Origin of the sequence: Microcoleus sp. Pol11C2 (genome assembly GCF_036701505.1) — a bacterium.
GTDB lineage: Bacteria > Cyanobacteriota > Cyanobacteriia > Cyanobacteriales > Microcoleaceae > Microcoleus.
Genome location: NZ_JAUBQX010000025.1, coordinates 31,975 through 51,954, shown reverse-complemented (window position 1 = coordinate 51,954; position 19,980 = coordinate 31,975). Strand labels below are relative to the sequence as shown.

General features: G+C 44.8%; 21 protein-coding genes. 7 read left to right on the top strand and 14 right to left on the bottom strand.

Annotated elements, in window-relative coordinates:
* Positions 1–115 precede the first annotated feature (115 nt).
* Positions 116–265 carry a hypothetical protein gene (locus QUA42_RS16015; RefSeq protein WP_333138134.1) on the bottom strand — a complete coding sequence of 50 codons (150 nt, stop codon included), beginning with the start codon at positions 263–265 and terminating at the stop codon, positions 116–118.
* A gap of 296 nt (positions 266–561) precedes the next feature.
* On the opposite strand from QUA42_RS16015, the gene QUA42_RS16010 reads away from it, so the two are divergent.
* The 4 genes from QUA42_RS16010 (at position 562) to QUA42_RS15995 (ending at position 5,313) form a co-directional block, all read left to right on the top strand.
* The gene (locus tag QUA42_RS16010) at positions 562–1,593 is read left to right on the top strand and encodes a sulfate/molybdate ABC transporter ATP-binding protein (protein WP_333138133.1); all 1,032 of its coding nucleotides are present in this window, start codon (positions 562–564) and stop codon (positions 1,591–1,593) included.
* A 216-nt stretch (positions 1,594–1,809) separates the two neighbouring features.
* Positions 1,810–3,753 (top strand): ATP-binding protein, encoded by a 1,944-nt coding sequence (locus QUA42_RS16005; RefSeq protein ID WP_333138132.1) that lies wholly within the window; start codon positions 1,810–1,812, stop codon positions 3,751–3,753.
* 156 nt (positions 3,754–3,909) lie between these two features.
* A complete protein-coding gene (cysE, locus tag QUA42_RS16000; protein WP_445301327.1) occupies positions 3,910–4,641 on the top strand; it encodes a serine O-acetyltransferase in 732 nt (243 codons plus the stop codon).
* An 87-nt stretch (positions 4,642–4,728) separates the two neighbouring features.
* The gene (locus tag QUA42_RS15995; protein ID WP_333138130.1) at positions 4,729–5,313 is read left to right on the top strand and encodes a Crp/Fnr family transcriptional regulator; all 585 of its coding nucleotides are present in this window, start codon (positions 4,729–4,731) and stop codon (positions 5,311–5,313) included.
* An 11-nt stretch (positions 5,314–5,324) separates the two neighbouring features.
* On the opposite strand, the gene QUA42_RS15990 is transcribed toward QUA42_RS15995, so the two are convergent.
* Positions 5,325–6,536, bottom strand: a complete 1,212-nt coding sequence (locus QUA42_RS15990) for a transposase (protein WP_333138129.1) — start codon at positions 6,534–6,536, stop codon at positions 5,325–5,327.
* Positions 6,537–6,900: 364 nt separating this feature from the next.
* A complete protein-coding gene (locus QUA42_RS15985) occupies positions 6,901–7,134 on the bottom strand; it encodes a hypothetical protein (protein WP_333138128.1) in 234 nt (77 codons plus the stop codon).
* 110 nt (positions 7,135–7,244) lie between these two features.
* Between QUA42_RS15985 and QUA42_RS15980 the strand changes: the two genes are divergently transcribed.
* On the top strand, positions 7,245–7,682 hold the full coding sequence (locus QUA42_RS15980) for an Rrf2 family transcriptional regulator (RefSeq protein WP_333138127.1): 438 nt from the start codon (positions 7,245–7,247) through the stop codon (positions 7,680–7,682).
* 18 nt (positions 7,683–7,700) lie between these two features.
* Entirely contained in the window at positions 7,701–8,681 is a 981-nt protein-coding gene (gene cysK, locus QUA42_RS15975; protein ID WP_333138126.1) for a cysteine synthase A, read from the top strand.
* A 75-nt stretch (positions 8,682–8,756) separates the two neighbouring features.
* On the opposite strand, the gene QUA42_RS15970 is transcribed toward cysK, so the two are convergent.
* The 9 genes from QUA42_RS15970 to QUA42_RS15930 form a co-directional block, all read right to left on the bottom strand.
* Entirely contained in the window at positions 8,757–9,551 is a 795-nt protein-coding gene (locus QUA42_RS15970) for a sulfite exporter TauE/SafE family protein (RefSeq protein ID WP_333138125.1), read from the bottom strand.
* Between the two features lie 304 nt (positions 9,552–9,855).
* Complete coding sequence (locus QUA42_RS15965; RefSeq protein WP_333138124.1) at positions 9,856–10,359, bottom strand: hypothetical protein; 504 nt, start codon at positions 10,357–10,359, stop codon at positions 9,856–9,858.
* Between the two features lie 172 nt (positions 10,360–10,531).
* Positions 10,532–10,768: a hypothetical protein gene (locus QUA42_RS15960; protein WP_333138123.1), complete on the bottom strand. Its 237-nt coding sequence runs from the start codon at positions 10,766–10,768 to the stop codon at positions 10,532–10,534.
* A gap of 19 nt (positions 10,769–10,787) precedes the next feature.
* Positions 10,788–11,234, bottom strand: coding sequence for a DUF202 domain-containing protein (locus tag QUA42_RS15955; protein ID WP_333138122.1), 447 nt, complete (start codon positions 11,232–11,234; stop codon positions 10,788–10,790).
* Positions 11,235–11,249: 15 nt separating this feature from the next.
* On the bottom strand, positions 11,250–11,672 hold the full coding sequence (locus QUA42_RS15950) for a DUF202 domain-containing protein (RefSeq protein WP_333068952.1): 423 nt from the start codon (positions 11,670–11,672) through the stop codon (positions 11,250–11,252).
* 145 nt (positions 11,673–11,817) lie between these two features.
* Positions 11,818–12,483, bottom strand: coding sequence for a hypothetical protein (locus QUA42_RS15945; RefSeq protein WP_333138121.1), 666 nt, complete (start codon positions 12,481–12,483; stop codon positions 11,818–11,820).
* Between the two features lie 539 nt (positions 12,484–13,022).
* Entirely contained in the window at positions 13,023–13,685 is a 663-nt protein-coding gene (locus QUA42_RS15940) for a cadmium resistance transporter (protein ID WP_333138120.1), read from the bottom strand.
* 20 nt (positions 13,686–13,705) lie between these two features.
* Positions 13,706–14,410: a cadmium resistance transporter gene (locus tag QUA42_RS15935; RefSeq protein ID WP_333138119.1), complete on the bottom strand. Its 705-nt coding sequence runs from the start codon at positions 14,408–14,410 to the stop codon at positions 13,706–13,708.
* Positions 14,411–14,623: 213 nt separating this feature from the next.
* Complete coding sequence (locus QUA42_RS15930) at positions 14,624–16,126, bottom strand: APC family permease (RefSeq protein ID WP_333138118.1); 1,503 nt, start codon at positions 16,124–16,126, stop codon at positions 14,624–14,626.
* A 382-nt stretch (positions 16,127–16,508) separates the two neighbouring features.
* Here QUA42_RS15930 and QUA42_RS15925 point away from each other — a divergent pair, with 382 nt between their 5' ends.
* Positions 16,509–17,432 (top strand): LysR family transcriptional regulator, encoded by a 924-nt coding sequence (locus QUA42_RS15925; RefSeq protein ID WP_333138117.1) that lies wholly within the window; start codon positions 16,509–16,511, stop codon positions 17,430–17,432.
* 139 nt (positions 17,433–17,571) lie between these two features.
* On the opposite strand, the gene QUA42_RS15920 is transcribed toward QUA42_RS15925, so the two are convergent.
* Both QUA42_RS15920 and QUA42_RS15915 read right to left on the bottom strand, forming a co-directional pair.
* Positions 17,572–18,417 carry a prohibitin family protein gene (locus QUA42_RS15920; protein WP_333138116.1) on the bottom strand — a complete coding sequence of 282 codons (846 nt, stop codon included), beginning with the start codon at positions 18,415–18,417 and terminating at the stop codon, positions 17,572–17,574.
* A 53-nt stretch (positions 18,418–18,470) separates the two neighbouring features.
* Positions 18,471–19,673, bottom strand: coding sequence for an EAL domain-containing response regulator (locus QUA42_RS15915; protein ID WP_333138115.1), 1,203 nt, complete (start codon positions 19,671–19,673; stop codon positions 18,471–18,473).
* Between the last annotated feature and the right edge of the window lie 307 nt (positions 19,674–19,980).

The window sequence follows — 19,980 nt, the reverse complement described above, 5'->3', positions numbered from 1 at the left end:
CGCAGTTCAGATTGAGCAATTCGTACCTGAAATCTTCAATATTGCCGGGACTGACCAATTGTCGGGAGTCGGAGAATCGTCAGGCTAGCAGACTACCGCAAAACACCCATTGCTGCTAAGCTGTTGGGCCTTTAACCTGCATACTGCGGGCGGGGACATTTAATTTTTCCCTAATTGACTGACGATCGCATTTATCGCCTTTACCAGAAAGAATTGGTTTAAAGCCCAAACCCCGATCGGGAGAAATTAAAAGAAGACTATTCATTACTCCAATCTCTTCCTTCCAGGTAGAGGTCGCCCCGCGTGCTGTCAACTGTCAACTGTCAACTGTCAACTGTCAACTGTCAACTGAACGATACAGCCACATCTCGAAACGCGGACGGCTTAACTCGGACGGCCCGCCAGTCTCAACTTTGAAACGCAGTCCCCATCAGGAGGGCATCGAGATCCTATACAAAAAGTTACAGACCTTGCAAAATATTATTTTCAGGATATACTACTGTAAATCTGTCAGATAAGCGGAGTTTACTTTTTTAACTCCTAAAATAGGTAAATAAACTCATGAGCATTACAGTTCAGAACGTATCGAAACACTTCGGCTCCTTCCACGCAATTGACAACGTGAATTTGGAAATTAAAAGGGGATCTTTAGTCGCGCTGTTGGGGCCTTCCGGTTCCGGGAAATCGACTCTGCTGAGGATGATCGCGGGGCTAGAACCGCCGGACAGCGGTGAGATTTACCTGACAGGTGAAAATGCTACTCATCAGTCGGTGCAGGAACGCCATATCGGTTTTGTGTTTCAGCACTACGCTTTATTCAAACACATGACTATTCGGAAAAATATTGCTTTTGCGATGGAAATTCGCAAAGTTCCTAAAGGTTCTATTAGCAGGCGGGTTGATGAACTTTTGGATTTAGTGCAGTTGACAGGTTTGGGCGATCGCTATCCTTCGCAACTTTCCGGCGGCCAGCGGCAGCGGGTTGCTTTGGCCAGAGCTCTAGCAGTTCAACCAAAAGTGCTGCTGCTAGACGAACCTTTTGGAGCATTAGATGCTAAAGTCCGCAAAGAATTGCGATCGTGGCTGCACAACCTTCACAAAGAAGTTAACATCACCACAGTTTTTGTGACTCACGACCAAGAAGAAGCTATGGAAGTAGCCGATGAAATTGTGGTCATGAACAAAGGTAGAGTCGAACAAGTTGGCACTCCTGCTGAAATTTACGACAAACCGGCGTCAGCTTTTGTGATGAGTTTTATTGGGCCTGTCAATGTACTCTCGAATGCTGCGGGTTTGTTCGCCAGCCACGCCCCAACGCCTCGCCATAATGGCGCCGCTCATTCGGAATTAGTGTTTTTGCGCCCCCACGACGTGGAAATTAAAACTAAGCCGGAGTCGGGTTTTTCATTAGCAAAAGTCAGCCGCATCATTCATTTAGGGCGGGAAATACAAACCGAGTTAGTGTTAGAATCCGAGCAGGTAGTAACAGCTTACGTGAGTCGCGAGCGCTTCGATTCTCTACAGTTAACGCGAGATCAGCAAGTTTACGTCAAGCCCAAACACGCGATGACTTTTCCTGCTTATTCAATTTAAATCAGCGACTGCATCTTACTCAAAATACTATCCGGGCGCTTCTACAAAACACTGCTCCCATATCGTTACCAGGCTTGTGCCTGGTAATGCTGTCTCGTGGCTCTAAATCGGAGGCAGAGCTTCCTGAAATTCATTCCCAGGCAGAGCCTGAGAACAAGAAAAACGAGAAATCCCAGGCAGAGGCTGGAAGAACTAAAAAAAAGATAGGTGAAGAATATGACTGCTAACAAATTCAAGAATTTAGCAACTAGCACTTTACTTAGTTATCGCCGTTACCTCCAGGCAGGATTAACACTTTGTGCAGGATTGGGACTGTCTGCGATCGCCTCTTCAGTTGCGTACAATTGGGAATACAAATCCATGCAAGCCGAACTGCAAGACAGGCTGGACAAAATAGCTACAGACATTCAGAGAGATGTTAGCGGCAATTTAGAAATAATTCGTGCTGCTGGAGCATTTTACAGCGTATTTGACGGCGTTAAAAAACCAGAAATGAAGACATTTATTGGTTCTGCCCTATACCGCCATCCGAGCCTGAAGGCGATCGCTTGGCTGCCCAGTGTTTCTGACTCTCCGCAATTCCTGACTGATGAAATAGATTTAGGTTTAGATTTGACTGCCAATCGGCTAGCGTTAGAAAAAGCCGCCAAAAGACAAGAAATTATCGCGACTCATCGCCAAAAATGGTCTTCAGAAAATCAACCAAGCGTCTTCTTCTTTCTGCCAATTTTTAGTCCAATGTCGGCTGGCGATACTGCAGAATTGCCGCAAAATTTACCTGCTAGAAATCCAGAAAATTTGAAAGGTTTTGCTTTGGGAATTTTGCTCGTTGATGCTATTGTTAAGTCAGCTTTACAGGAAACTCAACTCAACTTTGTTAATGTGTATCTTCAAGATGCTATGGCTCCTGAAGCAGAAAAATTTCTAGCTTTTTACGAAGCAAAGACTAAAAGGATCGTCACCGACGAAAACATTAAAAATCAACTCCTAATTGGGGAAAGAGCTTACTGCCCGGATGGCAGCAGTTGCACCCGCATTCTCAATATTGAAAATCGCAGGTGGTTGCTGCAACTGCGGCTAACGCCAGAGTACATTAATCCTCTAAGATTTTGGCGTTCTTTGACTGTTTTAATTTTTGGGACAATCTTAACTTTGGCGGCGACACTTTATCTAATGAGCTTGTGGAATTATACCGCTTTAATTGAAAAAATAGCAGCAGAACGCACAGCTAAATCTCAACGTCTAGAACAAACTTTGCAAGAATTGCAGCAAACTCAAAGTCAACTAATTCAGCAGGAAAAAATGTCTAGTTTGGGTTTGTTAGTCGCTGGTGTCGCCCACGAAGTGAACAATCCTATTAGTTTTATTTACGGCAATATCCACCACGCCAGCGCATATACTAGCGATTTGTTGGAGTTGGTAAAACTCTACCAAAAACACTATTTATCCCCTGCAGCGGAAATTTTAGAGTATTTAGAAAAGGTTGACTTTGACTTTCTCAGGAAAGATTTACCCCAACTGCTGTCTTCGATGAAAATAGGAGCAGATCGCATTGTTCAAATCGTCCAATCTTTGCGGAATTTCTCTCGCTTAGATGAAAGCGAAATGAAACCTGTTAACATCCATGAAGGCATTGACAGCACTCTGCTAATTCTGCAAAGCCGCCTGAAAGCTACAGGCGATCGCCCGCCGATCGAGATTGTTAAAAACTACGGCAATTTACCTTTAGTAGAGTGCTATGCCGGACAATTAAATCAGGTGTTTATGAATATTCTGGCTAATGCGATCGACGCTCTTGAGAGTTACAACCTCGATCGCGGGCCCAAAGCAGCGAAAGCCAATCCGATCGCGATCGCCATAACCACAGAATATTCCATCCCCGATAAAATAATTGTGCGGATATCTGACAACGGCCCCGGTATGGCAGAAAATGTCAAAAAACGGCTGTTCGACCCCTTCTTTACGACTAAACCTGTGGGAAAAGGGACAGGATTGGGACTGTCAATCAGCTATAAAATTGTCGTAGAAAAGCACAAAGGTACGCTGCGCTGCGATTCGGCACCGGGAGTGGGGACGGAATTCTCGATCGAGATTCCGCTGCGGCAAGAAGTCAGACAAGCTGTACCGTTTGTTTCGCGGAAAATATCCGAGGCAGCTTAGAAAGGGCTGGGGAAGGAAAATTTTTTTCTCATTAACTACTGTAATTTGGTCGGATTATAGTATTATATGTAAGAATGCCACAATCAATACTGCTTTATGCAGCTTAAACCGTTGGCACTGCGGATACTGTATAACCCAAACACGGCGAGAGTAAATATGTTCAGTGACTTGCAAATTATTTACGAACGCGACCCCGCGGCCCGCAACTGGCTGGAAGTATTATTTTGCTATCCCGGACTGCAAGCACTTTTTTTGCACCGGACAGCAAACTGGCTTTATTCCGCTGGCCTGCCGTTTGTACCCCGCTTGATTTCCCAACTGAGCCGCTTTTTAACAGGTATTGAGATCCACCCAGGAGCAAAAATTGGTAGGGGCGTGTTTATCGACCACGGCATGGGGGTGGTAATTGGCGAAACTGCGATCGTTGGAGATTATGCTGTAATTTATCAAGGAGCGACCATTGGCGGCACGGGTAAAGAAATAGGAAAACGGCATCCGACGCTGGGAGAAAATGTAGTCGTGGGAGCCGGTGCTAAAGTTTTAGGCAATATTCAAATTGGCAATAATGTTCGGATTGGGGCGGGTTCGGTAGTGCTGCGGGATGTCCCTAGCGATTGCACTGTTGTGGGAATTCCCGGTCGCATTATCTCTCGGAAAAAGCAGGCGGAAGATGCTCTAAATTCTCAAGGAATACCGGATTTGGAAGCTCAAGCGATTCGAGCTTTGTTCGATAGAATTAAGGATTTAGAAGATCAAGTTGCTTTTTTGAAATCTCAACTCTCTCCGAACAAAGCAACTCAATTAGAGCAAGCAGAGAGAGAAAAAAATGAATTATTTCTGTCTTCGGATTTATTTATTACACAGTTTTTAGACGGTGCAGGAATCTAGTAAAGCTTTAATTTATATAGATTTTTACCCGCAACCCTATCCTGCTGCCATTGTACAGACTAACTTTGGTTCCTTAAGTAACTCGCTATGACTATTGCTTCTCTTTCCACTAAAACTTTTGATGAGACGAGCCGACATATATTTCCTCGCCGCTCGCACTTGCCCAACAGAAGCAATGCTCTGTGGCGAATTGAAACTGGAGTAGTGCGAACTGTAACCTGGCTTGAAGATGGCACAATTATCACCTTGGGATTGTGGGGGCCTGGTGATACGATCGGCAAAGCGATATCAAAATGCGATCCTTTTCAAATTGAATGCCTCACTAAAGTCGAGGCAATTTTACTATCGGGCGATCGCTGGCTAAATAGAGATATTTTGCTCAATCACATTCAGCAGGCTGAAAACTTTATGGTAATGCGAGGTTACAAAAGAGTTGATTTTATGCTCTATCAACTATTAACTTGGCTGGCTAAGAGGTTTGGTTCTGAGGTAGAGCGAGGACATCTGATCGATATGATTTTAACACATCAGGACATTGCAGAAATTATCGGTACAAGTCGCGTAACTGTCACTCGCACCCTCGGTCATTTTGAGCAGCAAGGCTTGATCGATCGTCTGCCACTCCACCGGATTATTCTGCAACCTTGTGAGGTGTGGCACTACGAAATTTGACACTCCCCTGCCTAAAGGCGAGGGGATTCTTGATTCGCAGAATCGACTTGCCGATGCAGAATTACTTCAACATCGGTAGCGGTCAATTCTCCACAAGCGTTCGGATCCAAAATCCAAGTTCCGGTGTGCCCCACCGTACTCAATCCTCGACTTAGAATATTTTTAGCGGCATTCCAATCACGATCTAATACGCATCCACACCGACAAGCATGGGTTTGCGTTGATAAAGTTTTCTTAACAATTGTTCCGCAGTTAGAGCATTCTTGACTTGTTCCATTGGCTGGCACGGCAATCGTAATTCTTCCGAATACTTTGCCGAAATATTCCAGCCCAACTCGGAACATATACCAAGATGCGTCGTTAATCGATTTTGCTAGACAGTGATTCTTCACCATATTTTTAATCCTCAAATCTTCGTAGGCTACACAGTCGTTAGACTGGATCACCCATCTTGCCAATTTCACGGCAAAATCTTTACGTTGCCTACTTATTTTGAGGTGGCGCTTTCCTAAAATCACTCTAGCCTTTTTTCTATTTTGCGAACCCTTGACTCGTTTGGCAACTCGTCTTTGGGCTTTTTTTAACCTGCGCTCGGACTTGCGGAGAAATCGCGGATTTTCGACTGCAACACCATTGGAATCTGTGTAGAACTCTTTTAGTCCCACGTCTAATCCAATGGCGTTGCCAGTAATTTCAATCTTCTCAGAGCGGTCAACTTGAATGCAGAACTGGACGTAATATCCGTCTGCTCGCTTTACCAAGCGCACTCGCTTGATTTGACTGCGCTGGTAGAAATGCAAGTCGCGCGTTCCTTTTAATTTGAGTTTCCCGATTCCTTTCCTATCGGTAAAAGTAATAGATTTCCGGTCATCTGCCATACGCCAGCCAGTAGTCTTGTATTCGACCGAGCGGTTGTCTTTCTGGAATTGCGGAAATCCTTTTTTTCCTGGGACTTTCTTTTTACAGTTGTCATAGAATCGGGAGATCGCCGACCACGCTCTTTCTGAGCTAGATTGGCGAGCCATGCTGTTTAAGTCATCGCAAAACGGGAATTCTTTAGCTAGAACAGCGCTGTACTTGTTTAAGCCGTATTTATCGACTTTTGTGTTTCCCATCCAAAAGCGCAATGCTTTGTTGCGGATGAACTGCACCGTTCTAATTGCTTCGTCTACAGCGTCAAATTGCTGTTTTTTACCGACTGCTTTGAACTCAAAAACTAGCATGACTTCGACCTCATCACGATATCTTTATGCTAGCGGGACTGGCTTAATATTGCCTAATTATTCACAAAAATCTACAAACACAAGTACGGGCGTATCCCTAAATTAAGAGAAAGCCGTCCTAAAAGGACGGGGTTTTAAACCCAGTTTTGTGAGAATTTGCATTTATTAAATTTTCTCCTCCACTGGTCAATAAGTTCAAAAGCAAAGGCGACTATCGCACTTGCTTTTTTCTTTGTGTTGATTTCTTTCTTCTCACTGCCGACAGATGCGATATCTCGCACCTGTTGACTACCGTTAAGTAGGTGAGTATGAATAAACTTAACGATGAGACAGCATATATCCGCCTACCTACTTAATAGTTACTTTAAGGCGGCGGTATTGCCTTTAATATACTCGCTCCCTGCAACATTTGAGACTCTCCTGCTCTACCCGCTTCTGGGCCTTCCCAAGACGGTGCAAAGGGTGGAACCAAGAAGGAGCAAGCTTTCCACCCACCCTGTACCCCCACGCCGAGCATCAGGCAGTTTCCGCCCCTGTGTCCGTGCTGCTCGTAATACCGACAGTGCCGACAGCTTAAACCTACATTTACGTTGCTCACGGGATTTCTCCAACCGTTTTTGTAATAAAAATATACTAACACCTGTACACCTACCGGAATTGTGTACTATGATATAATGTACAATTTAAACTCGATCGCCAGTGGGGAATGTGGAACTATCTTCTAGAGTAGAATATGCCCTGTTAGCGCTCTTGGAACTGGCGAGCCACCACCCGAAGGATTCGCCCCTAACAGTGAACGAAATTACTGCTTCTCAAGAGATACCGGAACGCTATCTAGACCAAATTCTTGCCGTGCTGCGGCGTGCAAGTATTGTCCAGAGTTTGCGGGGTGCTAAAGGCGGTTATTTGCTGGCGAAAGAGCCTTGGCAGATTACTTTGCTAGAGGTGTTTTCGACACTCGAAGGCGACGGCAGCGGCCAGACTCAAAAAGTTTCGGAATCTGTAACAATAGAAAAAACTGCGGTGCTAGAAATCTGGCAGGAAGCTCAACAGGCATCTTGGGCTGTTTTGGGCAAATACACATTACAAGATTTGTGCGAACAGCGGGATATTCGCAAACAAGCACATCCCATGTACTACATTTAAAGGGAGAGAAATTAAGCCATGAGAATTGCTAAGGATGTTACAGGAATAATTGGCAGAACTCCTTTAGTTCAGCTCAATAAAATTCCCCAAGCCGAAGGAGTAGTGGCTCAAATTGTGGCTAAATTGGAAGGGATGAATCCGGCTGCTTCGGTGAAAGATCGGATTGCGGCGAGCATGATTCAGGCTGCAGAAGAGGCGGGGTTAATTCAACCCGGGAAAACTATTTTAGTTGAACCGACTTCAGGCAATACTGGAATTGCTTTGGCAATGATCGCGGCGGCGAAAGGGTACAGTCTGATTTTAACTATGCCGGATACGATGAGTACGGAACGCCGATCGATGTTAAAGGCTTACGGAGCTCGGTTGGAATTAACTCCGGGACATGAAGGGATGTTAAGCGCGATCGCCCGTGCGGAAGAAATTGTAGAAGAAACCCCCGACGCTTTCATGCTGCAACAGTTTCGCAACCCCGCTAATCCGAAAATTCACCGAGAAACCACGGCCGAGGAAATTTGGGAAGATACAGAGGGTAAAGTAGATTTTTTAGTGGCTGGAGTTGGCACCGGCGGTACGATTACGGGAGTTGCTGAGGTAATTAAACAGCGGAAATCGAGTTTTAGGACGATCGCAGTTGAACCAGCCACCAGCCCCGTGCTTTCTGGAGGCAAATCTGGTGCTCACAAAATTCAAGGGATTGGTGCAGGATTCATCCCGGAAGTTTTGAAACCCGAGTTAATTGATGAGGTGATCGCAGTTAGCGACGCAGATGCGATCGCCTACAGCCGTCGGCTGGCCAGAGAAGAAGGATTGTTGTCAGGAATTTCTGCTGGCGCCGCTTTGTGTGCCGCAATTCAAGTCGGCAAGCGTCCGGAAAATGCTGGAAAATTGATAGTTTTTGTGCAGCCTTCTTATGGCGAACGCTACCTCAGTACAGTCTTGTTCAAAGATTTAGAATTGCCGACGATCCGCGAACTCGAATCATTAGTCAGCAATTATTAAATTGTAGGTCGCGCGATCGCCCCGTGGTTGCCCCTTCCAAATTTGGGGTAGCCACGGGGCGATCGCCCCTACTTTTCAGACTTGATACAACTTCCAACTAGCCATCGCCAACATTCCGTAAATAACAAACTTTAGCGGGCGTTGAGGCATAATTTGGCAGAATTTAGCACCTACCAAAACTCCCGGCACCGAACCCAACCAAATTGGCAATACTAAACTCCAGTCTACTGTTCCGAGGCTGAGGTGTCCCAGAGATGTAAACATCAACAAAATTGCCGCCTGGGAAATATCTGTACCCACCAATTTAGAAGTATCCAGGCGGAAAAAAGCAATCAGCAACAGTGCAAACATCGCACCGGAAGACACGCTAGTTATTCCCACTATGCAGCCTAAAATTGCTGCTGCACTCACAGTACAAATACGGCCATAATTAGTATTTAAGTCCCATTTTGGGGTCGCAGGCCATTTAAACTTAGGGAAAAATGTTTTGACCACTAATTGGGTCAGCGATAAAGTGACAATTAGGGCGATCCCTACTCCGAGAACGCGCAGCAATATGCTGTCTAAGTCCTGACTTCCGCTGGATTTGATGCAGTGTAAAATCCACACGCCAGTCAGCGAACCGGGCACGCTGCCCAAAGCCAGCCACTTAACTACTTGCAAGTCGAGGGTTTTTTGCTGCCAGTGTTTGAAGCCGCCAACAACTTTCATCAGTGTAGCAGCTACGACATCCGAACTAATAGCAATTGATGCCGGAACCTGGAAAACAAAAATTAACATTGGGGTGATGAGCGAGGCTCCGCCAACTCCGGTCAAACCAACGATAATGCCCACGAAAAAGCTGAGAAATGATAGTAATAAGTAGTTCACGGTTATGCCCAAAAACTGTGTATTTAAGCGCTGCCAACCAACAAATAGATAACTTGGGCGGCTACAACAACACAGCTACACAGGCTAAATCTCACTTGCATTTCAATAATTATTACCAAAAATTGGTCTTTTAAAGGCTTTTGACTAGCCGCGTTTTCAGGAACAATATTATTGGTAAAAACAAGTAAATGCAAATGAACAAGACTACATAAATTGTAGTATCAAAGCTCCCTGATTTTCTTATATGTACCTGTGTAACTGATGAAAAACCCTGGATTCATTTATGGGGTTTATATTCGGCATTCTACCTTGAAGTGACGAGCGTCACAGGTAAAACAGAGCTGAGGTTAACCGACTGCTGGTCGGCAAAGAAATCGGGAGTTTCGAGAACATTAAAATGAATCAATGCCACAATGACAACAGTGAAGGCGGTTGATGATACTAAACCCGTCAATAACTCTTTTTTGAGGTTTTTTTCCTTGGGTTTGTCTGTAAAAACATCTAAAGTTCCTAGCTGCATCAATAGAATTCCCGCAATATTGGAAAGCCAGTAGCCGACTATTGTGCAAGGAAACAGTAAATCTGCGGAAAGCCAACTACAGATATACCCAAAGGCGTAGGCAATTGGCAGATTGAAAAATATGTCGTTCCACCAACACAGCGGTGATAGCAAATATCCAATTGCCAGAAGCAGCCCGCCTCGGATTTTTTTAAACCAGACTTCCTTAAAGCCCTTAGCTTGTGGCAACTGTTGGGTCAGTTGTCCTGCAAGCTGGTACTCTTCAATGACTTTTTTAGCGTTTTCCACGTTAATAACTCATTACTCGATCGACTTACCGTAGTTTAACAGCCTAAATCGGTTATGTCTAGTAAGTCGATAAAGTTACCGTATTTGCGGGGCGTTCGGCTCAATCTACTTTCTTTCGGGTACAAAAATATCGATGAGGGAGAGGTTGTTGAGAATGCTGGCTGGTGTCTGTTTAGACTGAGAGCGAGAAATTGAAAGCTTCAGGCAAATGCTTGACTGTTTGCCAAAGATATGCAGTATCTATGCCCCAGTAAAATTGCAGGTAAACGAGCAAAAGCCCGATCGCGACTGTCACGCCCAGCAATTTAGGGACTATTTTCGCGACAGTCTCGATCACTACGAATGTGGCCCAGATAGCAGCACCTAAGATGAGAATGGAAGCGATCGTGGCAACTGTATCGCTGTTCATAATTAACTCCTGTTGACAATCAATCGGGTATGACAGAACTACTTGGGGCGAGGGCGACTGCCAAAATCGAATAAATTACTCCAATTCCCAATAAGCCCACAGCAAAACTGAACAATAAAACCATTGCGTCTGGGGGATTGTAGGTATCGTGGTCAATTTGGTGGCGAACGGTGAAGTAATGCTTAGTTGAGATTAAGACTGTCACCCAACCTATTAGAGAGAAGATTAAACCCAACTTCCACCCCATCGCCTGGCGGTACTGTACGGGCATTTGCACGACGCGAAGTCGGATGATGACGACGCCAAAACCCATGAGTGCGATAGCTGCCCGCATCCAGGCTAAGAAGGTGCGTTCATTTGCCGATCGATCGATCGCCCGCGACAGATTGTGCTGCTGTGGTTTCTCATCATCTACTTGCATCGGTTTGAACGATAATTGCACGCGATCGAATTCTTTAATATTCATATTAAACCGCCACCATTATTCAGGTGCCATCAAACCAAATGAGCTAGAAGGAACGGTGAACATATAATAAATTACCCCAGCCCCTAGGATGGCGATCGCGAGGCTAAAAAGAATTACCCAGCGATCGGTAGGTTCATAAGTATCGTAATCGATATCGTGACGGACGCCAAAGTAGTGCTTAGTTGAGAATAACACCGTCAGCAAACCCACTGCTGAAAAAAGCAAACCCAACTTCCAGCCATTGCCGGGAGTTGGGAGTAGAGGGGGATGAAAGGTGCGAAGGCGGACGATAACTACGCCAAAACCCATCAACGATATTGCTGTCCGCATCCATGCTAAATAAGTGCGCTCGTTGGCCAAGTGATCCCGCACCCGCGACGGATTTGGTCGCTTAATCTTTTCTGTATTTACTTTCGTGGATTTCCAATTTAATAGCATAGATCAACCTTTTAATTTTAACGGGAAATAAGAAGGTAAACCGATATATTTTCGCTTGGATGATTATCCGCCGGGAGCGATACCCGGCGGGATTTTGCGTTGCAACGGGCTTTACACAGCCGAGTGCATTACAACTTCACCAAAACTAATCATTTTCCTCAGTAGGTGCGTTGGGAACTTGCGTATCTATGTAAGCCTGAGTCACATCAGGAACAAACCAATTCGCATCCCCCGGCTGGAAAACTTTAGCAGTAGGAACGTTAAACTCTACAGCCCCCGTATCGGGATTAGCTCTCGCTACAACTTGAGTTCCGTCAACTATCTTAACAGCTAGACCGCCCGTCAATTCTTCTGAAGGTTGATCTGTCGTTCTTAAATCAGTTGCTTTGATATCGCTGGGTAGATAAATTCCATCGCAATCCCATTTATGTTCAGTTGTTTGGCCGTCAGCTAGAAAATAAAGACCATTCTCGTAAGTAGAAGAAGCAGCTTTTTTGGCTTTCGGGCCGTAGACGGCCAGGGTTTTTCCTGTTTCGTTGCGGCACTGACCCCAAGGTTTTCCAGTTTCTAAAGTGTATTTTTGAAACTCCAATTGAGCAATTTTTTGCTGAAGTTGCTCAGGGGTATAAGTCTGGGCGAGATTGGGTGCATCTTTCGCTGTCCTGAGAGTGTTCAGAGCTTGAGTCACCTCTATGTAATCGGGATTGCTGGCATATTTCGGCGTTTTTGGAGCATCGGCCCATGATGGGGGAACGAATACTAAATTGGCGGTCATTACCAAGAGCACTAAAACAAATTTGAAGATTTTCACAATTTTTCTCCTTTTCTCGATTGTCAGGTTTTTTCCAACTTTCTGTTTGCTTGCTATTTTAGGACTTAGGCAAAAACGATATCTATTTAACGGGTTTGCCTGAGAAACCAAATTTTGCAGAAGCAAAAAATCTGTTTTTTTTGCATTATACCTATTGTCCAAGTCGCTCAGCGTGGGGTAGTGGCGAAGCGATAGGGCGAGCTTTTAGCGATTCATCGTCAAGTTTTTAGCTCAGTTTGATTCACCACTACAGGATTTCTTGAGACAATAGGTGTATTGTTGCCTAAGTCGGGCAATTGGCTAGCTTAAAAGATGGTTTTAAGTGGCGTGAATACTTGAGGCTAAATTAGTTTGAAGCTGCTTTTAGCTGGGTCACTCACTTCATTATTAACTTAGCATAATTGTTGATTAAAATCAAGCGATTTAGCGCATTTTTTAAGCAAACAATTTTTAAGGAAAAAGTGATGAGTTAGGACTTGTGACTTATGGCAAATTATCTATCTAGAGAGGGATGAACGTAGCGGAAAATTGGCTGAGCGTTAGTTAGATTGAAATGGCGGGAGCAGCCGATAACTACCACTTTCAATCAGGATGAATATTCCCAAACCAATCAAGACAAAAGGGACAACAGCCTTGGTATAGCGAGTCAAAATATGAGCGATCGCCCTTTGGCGAGTTAACCGGTACGCGACATAAGACCAAACACCTACCATCACCGAGAAAACCCCCAAAATCACCACCAAGCTCGGCAAATCGCTGCTAGCAAACAGTGGCAAATAGATGCCGATGTTGTCTCCCCCGTTGGCCACTGTTACCGCCGCCACATTCAAAGTTTGGGGGTTGAAAAGATTGGCGAGTTTTGACACCACAGATGAGTTAGATTGACGGTTAAATTCGCCCGATACCGCTTGTACGTCATTTTCCTCATTATCTCTCTTGACTAAGTGACTAATGCCGATCGCGATCGGAACCAAACCCAGCAAGCCAATCCAAGCTTTCGGCACAATTAAACCGCCAAAAAAACCGGGCAAACTAGCAGCGATGAGTGCTGCAAATCCGAGGTACTTACCGACAAAGATATGCCGGGGGCGGAAAGTATCATTTACCTGGGCGAAGAACAGCATCGAAATCACCATATCGTCGATATTGGTTGCGGCAAAAGATGTAATCCCGGCAAGAATCGCTGCTGCAATCCAATTCATGTGCTGTCCCTTCAATTTTTCTAAACTTCAGTTTCCCTGGCGTTACTTCTGCTCATAGTTATCAAACAGAAACCGCAACCCACTAAAGATATTATACTTAAAGTTGGGCTTGCCAGAGTGCCGCTTTTAACCAGAATCGCCATTCCCAATCCGATTAAAACAAAAGGCACAAGCTGATTGCCGTAGCGAGTCAAAGTATCTGCGATCGCCCGCATCTGAATTAACCGATAAGCAGCGTAGCACCAAACGCCCACCATCCCGAAGAATACAGTGAGAACCACCGCCAAACTTTCTAAAGTATTGCTAGCAAAAAGCGGCACATATATGCCGATATTGTCGCCCCCATTTGCCACCGTCACCGCTGCTACGCTGTAAGTTTGAGGAGACAGAAAACTGCTAAAAAAAGATTTCTCAGATTGCTCTAATTCTGCCTCAGCTTCCGAATCGTCAGTTTCGGAATTCAGTAAGCGGCTAAGCCCGATCGCAATTGGCAGCAAACCCAGCATTCCGATCCAATCTGGCGGAAAGATTAAGCGGCCAAAAAAGCCCGGAAGGCTAACAAAAACCAGTGCAGTAAAACCCAGAAACTGACCGAAGACGATATGCCTGTGCCGAAATACTGCATTCACCTGTGAGAAAAACAGCAGCAGAATCAGAATATCGTCTAGATTCGTAGCCGTAAAAGCTGTCATACCCGTAGAAATTGCTGTTAGTAATTCATTCATTTCTGTGTCTCCTCCGATTTTTTATTTCGTTGTACTTGCTGGGTTCGTATCTTCGGAACGGGCAAGATGCCCGTTCCACAAAAATTAAATTTTATTGTGGGCTGTAGATTTGAGCAACGCCCTTGAAATGCCGATCGACAATGCTGCAGTATCTCAGTAAAAACCCAGTTGCTTAAAAACTCTTTCTCCGAACAGCGAAGTGGTAACTGCTAATCAAAAACGATCGCTGTCAAAGGGAACTGCTTTCAATCGAACACCACCGTAAATTGCATTTTCTTCCTCGAATTTGGCGTGAATTGCGTCAATACCCTGCTGCATCGATCCCGTCAGTTCAGGAGAACGCAGCCGCTGCCAGAAAAACCATCCGCAAGTAACCACCAAGTACATCAAGAACAAGTAAGGAAAGGCATCGTAAGGAGCTTCTGGAGGTGGGAACATAGTGCTGCCGGGAATGCCCACGCTGCCCGCAATCGGAATCATCATAAATGCGATCGCCACAGCCGAGAACGCTACATCCCGCACACGCAATTTACCAATTTTGTGCAGGTAAACCGGGGCTGCGATCGAAATTAAGACGTACACGGTTAAAAATCCGTAGCTGCAAATTGCCCCCAAATAACCCATACAATCGAACAGTTTGATGTTAAACATAGACATCACAGCCGGCACCAAGAATGTCAGAAATGTACACATCGTTACTGCAACGTGGGGAGTTTTATTAGATGAATGCGCTACACCTAATGAAGAGTGAAACAAACCGTGTCGCGCCATCATAAAAAACACTCTCGCCGCGGGATTGATGCTGCCGAGCACGCAAGCAAAAAAGCTAAATAAAGCGCCGAAAGCAACTAACTCTCCCAACCACCCCATGCCCACTTGTTGCGCTAGAAAACTCAGAGGTTCTTCAGTATTAGTAATAGAAACTCCCGTACCGCTAAAACCCAAAACCTCAATATAGGTCATCAAAATGAAGAATAAGCCTGCCATTACAGCGCTGCCCATGACAGCTCTGGGGATATTTTTTAAGGGTTTTTTCGCTTCGTCGCCCAGAGATGTAGCACTTTCAAAACCAGAAAAACCAAACATTACTAAGACAAGCCCCGTCGCTATGTTCCCCGGAGTTACGCCTTCCAAAGTCAGTTGGGACATATCTAATGCAAAACCTTTGTGCGCCCAGATGATAATTCCTAAAAGTGCGATCGCCGCCACTGATGCCCCCTCTAGCCACAGCATCGCCATAGCTGAAAGCTGGATATCTTTGTAACCTGCATACCAAGCAACGCCAGCCCCGATCGATAACAGCGTAATCGGTGAGGGATGGATGCCTAAATGACCGATGAAAATACCCGTAAAGTTGGCAAAACCGCACAAAACGGCCATCGCAGTAAATAGATAAGCGAGTACCAAACTCCAGCCGCAAATTACGCCGGCAGTCGGGCCAAGTCCTTTAACAATATAAGAATAAAGAGAACCTGCAGAAGCCGATCGACTCGCAAATTGGTTGATATTGATGCTGACAAATACTAGGCCTATCAAGCCGATGAGAAAGCTCAGCCAAGCCCCGTTACCCGAAAGAGCGACAATTAACCCTATATTAGATGCTGGTATAGTTGTAGGTGCAATGACGGCAAAGGATTGAGCTAAAACCTCCCCGAAGGAGAGGCAGTCCGGCTTTAAGCCGTGGGGACTGTGATTTTTTTGCGTTTTCTTGGTCATTTATCTTCTCTCTTTTTGTCGATCGACTTTTGGCGATCGGCTTAAACTTGTCGGTGCTGCTTCAGCATGGGGCCCTGCGTTAGAAGCTTAAGTATCACATTAAGGCTCTTGAGGGGTAGAATCAAATGTTGTTTTTTATCGAATTAATAAATACAAGTGATGCAGTGCCGCGGCAAAATAACTGTTGGAATAGCAGACCTATCTGTCGTCAAAAGCTCAAACCCTTGACCTTAAAAGTAAACTTCAAATACCGGCTGGCAACCGTGATTTTTGGGGAATTCCAACCTGTACCAGAGACTCGATCGAAAAGTTCAAGTCAAAGTTTAGCCGCCAGAGATTTTAATCTCAAAAAATAACTGTATTTAGTAAAAGGGTACTCAGCATGGCCGGAATGACGCTTGACCAACTGCGAGTTTTTCTAGCTGTCGCGGAACACCTGCACTTCAGCCGCGCAGCGGAGGAACTTTACATCACCCAACCCGCTGTCAGCGCGACAATCCAAAGCTTAGAGGCGCAATACGGAGTAAAACTATTTCACCGCATCGGCCGCCGCATCGAAATCACAGATGCTGGGAAGTTGCTGCAAGTTGAAACTCAGAAAATTCTCGACCAAGTTGCTTTGACTGAGAGAGGTTTGCGGGAGTTGAACGACTTGCAACGAGGCGATTTAAACTTGGGTTGCAGTCTGACCATTGGCAATTATTGGTTGCCTGATAAACTTAGCAAGTTCAAACAAAAATATCCTGGTATTTGCGTGAATTGTACTTTGGCAAATGCCGAAGAAATTTGTGCAGGGACGGCGACGGGAACATTTGATTTGGGTTTAGTGACGGGAGACATCAAAGCTTCGCTTAAGATCACTCTGGAAGAAGAAGTTGTAGGCAGCGAACGCTTGCTGATTGTAGTTGGCAAATCTCACCCTTGGTTTGAACGTGCAGATGTGAGTTTAGCGGAAATTGCGGAAACGGATTGGGTGATGCGAGAAGCTGGTTCTGGAGTTCAGCAAATGCTGGAACAAGCTTTGCAAAGTTGGGGCATTAATCCCAATGAATTGAATGTAACTTTAGTTTTGAATAGCAGTGAAATGGTAAAAGCAGTGGTGGAAAGTGGCACAGGTGCAGCCGCTATTCCTGAATTGATGGTAAAAAAAGAATTGCAGCTATCTACACTACGAGCGATTAAAATTATAGATAGCCAACCAAGTTCTAATGTATGTTTTGAAATAATTAAACCAGTTTTAAAACTGAAGCACCGACAGCGTTTTCAAACTGCAATTACTAAAGCTTTTGAACAGATATTAACTTAAGGTGCTGGTAATTGCTAATTGAGCACTTACGCACCAATACTCAAGAAACGAGTTTTTTTACCGACATAAGAAGCTAAAGGCCGTGTATTGTGTCGTAAAAACACCCGGTTTCTCCCCACCTGTGCGTCCAGGATTATAATTATCTCTCAACCAATTTCCTCAAGTCCAATAAATTTTTACCCCCATCACCAACAATCAGCGGCAATTTCCCATCCCATTTTTCTATAGCCTGCCTTTCCAAAAGTTCCGGAGTCAAATTGTCCCGCAGCAACCTTTGCACTTCGGCTTCTCCCTTGGCTAAATTCACCTTAGCCTCGGCCTGTTTTACTGCCTTCAGCGCTAAAAATTCCCCTGTTTTTGCCTCCTGTTCGGCAATTTGTTTCGCCTCCACCGCCTCGCTAAACCGCTCCGAAAAGTGAACGTGTACTAAAGAAATATCGTCAACGGCAATGTGATATGTAACCAGCCTCAAGGTCAAATAATCATCAACTGCGGCTTTAACTTCTCCCCGTTTAGTAATTATTTCTTCAGCCGTGTATTTTGCCATCACTGCTTTTAATACTTCTTCAACCGCCGGATCTATAATGCGAGCAATGACTTCTTTCTCGTCACCTATTTGTTGAAAAATAGCATTTGCTTCTTCTGGAATAATATGCCAGTTGAGCGCTACATCTGTAAAAACATCTTGCAAATCTTTGGAGGAAGCTTCAGCGGAACTTTCCTGTTTTTGTACCCTGACGGTCAATTTTTTTACAGTATAAACTGTGGGGAATATTAGGTGAATCCCTTCTCCGAGTACCTGTTCTTGCACTTTACCAAACTGCATCACCACGCCCCGTTCTCCAGCGTTGACAATGACAAAAAATTTGGACAAAATAGCTAACAACACTATCACTAGAGCTAGTTGAACAGCTATGTAAACATCCTTATTTTTTTTATTGCTGGGTTTGAGTGTGTCAACGTTACTGCTGGATTCTAAAACCATATTTCACCCCGATCGCACTTAATTGTCGGCTCAATATTGACTTAATAGGTATTCTATTTTCCTGCCCTCAACAACTGTTCAAAATCCGCTGCAGCCAAAGGAGGACTAAACAAATATCCTTGCATTATATCGCATTTATAGCGCCAGAGAAAATCTTTTTCGGTTTCTGTTTCAACTCCTTCGGCAATTACCTCAAGACAGAGACTGTGCGCCATTTCAATAATAGCTTTCACAATCGCTGCATTTGTGCAACCATCGGTGATATTGCTGATAAAACAGCGGTCTATTTTTAAAGTATCGAAAGGGTATTGCGTCAGATAGCTTAAAGAAGAATACCCAGTTCCGAAATCGTCAAGAGATATACAAACTCCCAAATTTTTCAAGTGTTGCAAAGTCGCGATCGCACTTTCGGCATCTTCTACCATCAAACTTTCTGTCAGCTCTAATTCCAAACTGCTCGCTTCCAAACCAGTTTCTGCTAAAATTTGGGCAACTCTGCTGCTGAGATCCGGTTGGTGAAATTGGCGCGGCGACAGATTCACAGCTATTCGGAGCGGAAAACCAGCATTTTGCCAAACTTGCATTTGCTGGCAAGCTGTCTGCAAAACCCACTCGCCTAACTCTACAATGAAGCCAGTTTCTTCGGCATGGGGAATAAATTCGGCAGGCGAAATTAGCCCTTTTTCTGGATGTACCCAGCGCACTAAAGCTTCTGCGCTCATAATCTTACCTGTCTGGACATTGACTTGCGGCTGATAGTAAACTTGGAATTCTTCTCGTTCCAGTGCGTTGCACAAACGGCTTCTTATCTGCTCTAATTTGTCGGCAGTATTTTGGATAAATTCGCTGCTTTGCGATCGCAAAATATTGTACTGTTCTGCGACAGCTTCTTGTTTTTTCAAACGGCTCGATACCGCGCCCACCAGTTCAGCTTTACTAAAAGGTTTAGTCAGGTAATCATCTGCTCCCAATTCCATACCTTGTCGCATTTCAGAGCGATCGGCTTTACCGGTGAGAAAAACAAAAGGTACTGTAGCAGTAACAGGATTAGATCGCAAGGCCATCAGCACCCCATACCCGTCAAGTTCTGGCATCATCACGTCGCAAATAATCACGTCGGGAACATTTGACACTGCCGCATATAAACCTTGTGCTCCATTTTCTGCACCCCTCGCGTCGAAACCTTCAGCTTTGAGGAGTTTGAGAATATTCTCGCGAATTACTTGCTCGTCCTCAATCACTAGAATCTTTTTCATACGTCATTCCCTGAAAGCGATATAATTGATAGGCGTTACTGAACGCGATAAGCGTCCCAATAACTGAGAACGCACAGCTCGATGGGCCCAACAGCGGAATATTTTCCGACACAAATAGCAAACACCGGAAAAACGCTAATTTTTCAAGCACAACTAGATTAATGTTTCTCTGGTTACTCAGTGCCGTCCGTATTATTACGAGGTTAATTAATAATCTCTCAACTAATTCTAGGCGATCGATAGTTAGCAGCGCCTTAAATAACTGCTAAACTAATTGTGCCACCTGAACGATTGTCTGCAAACAATC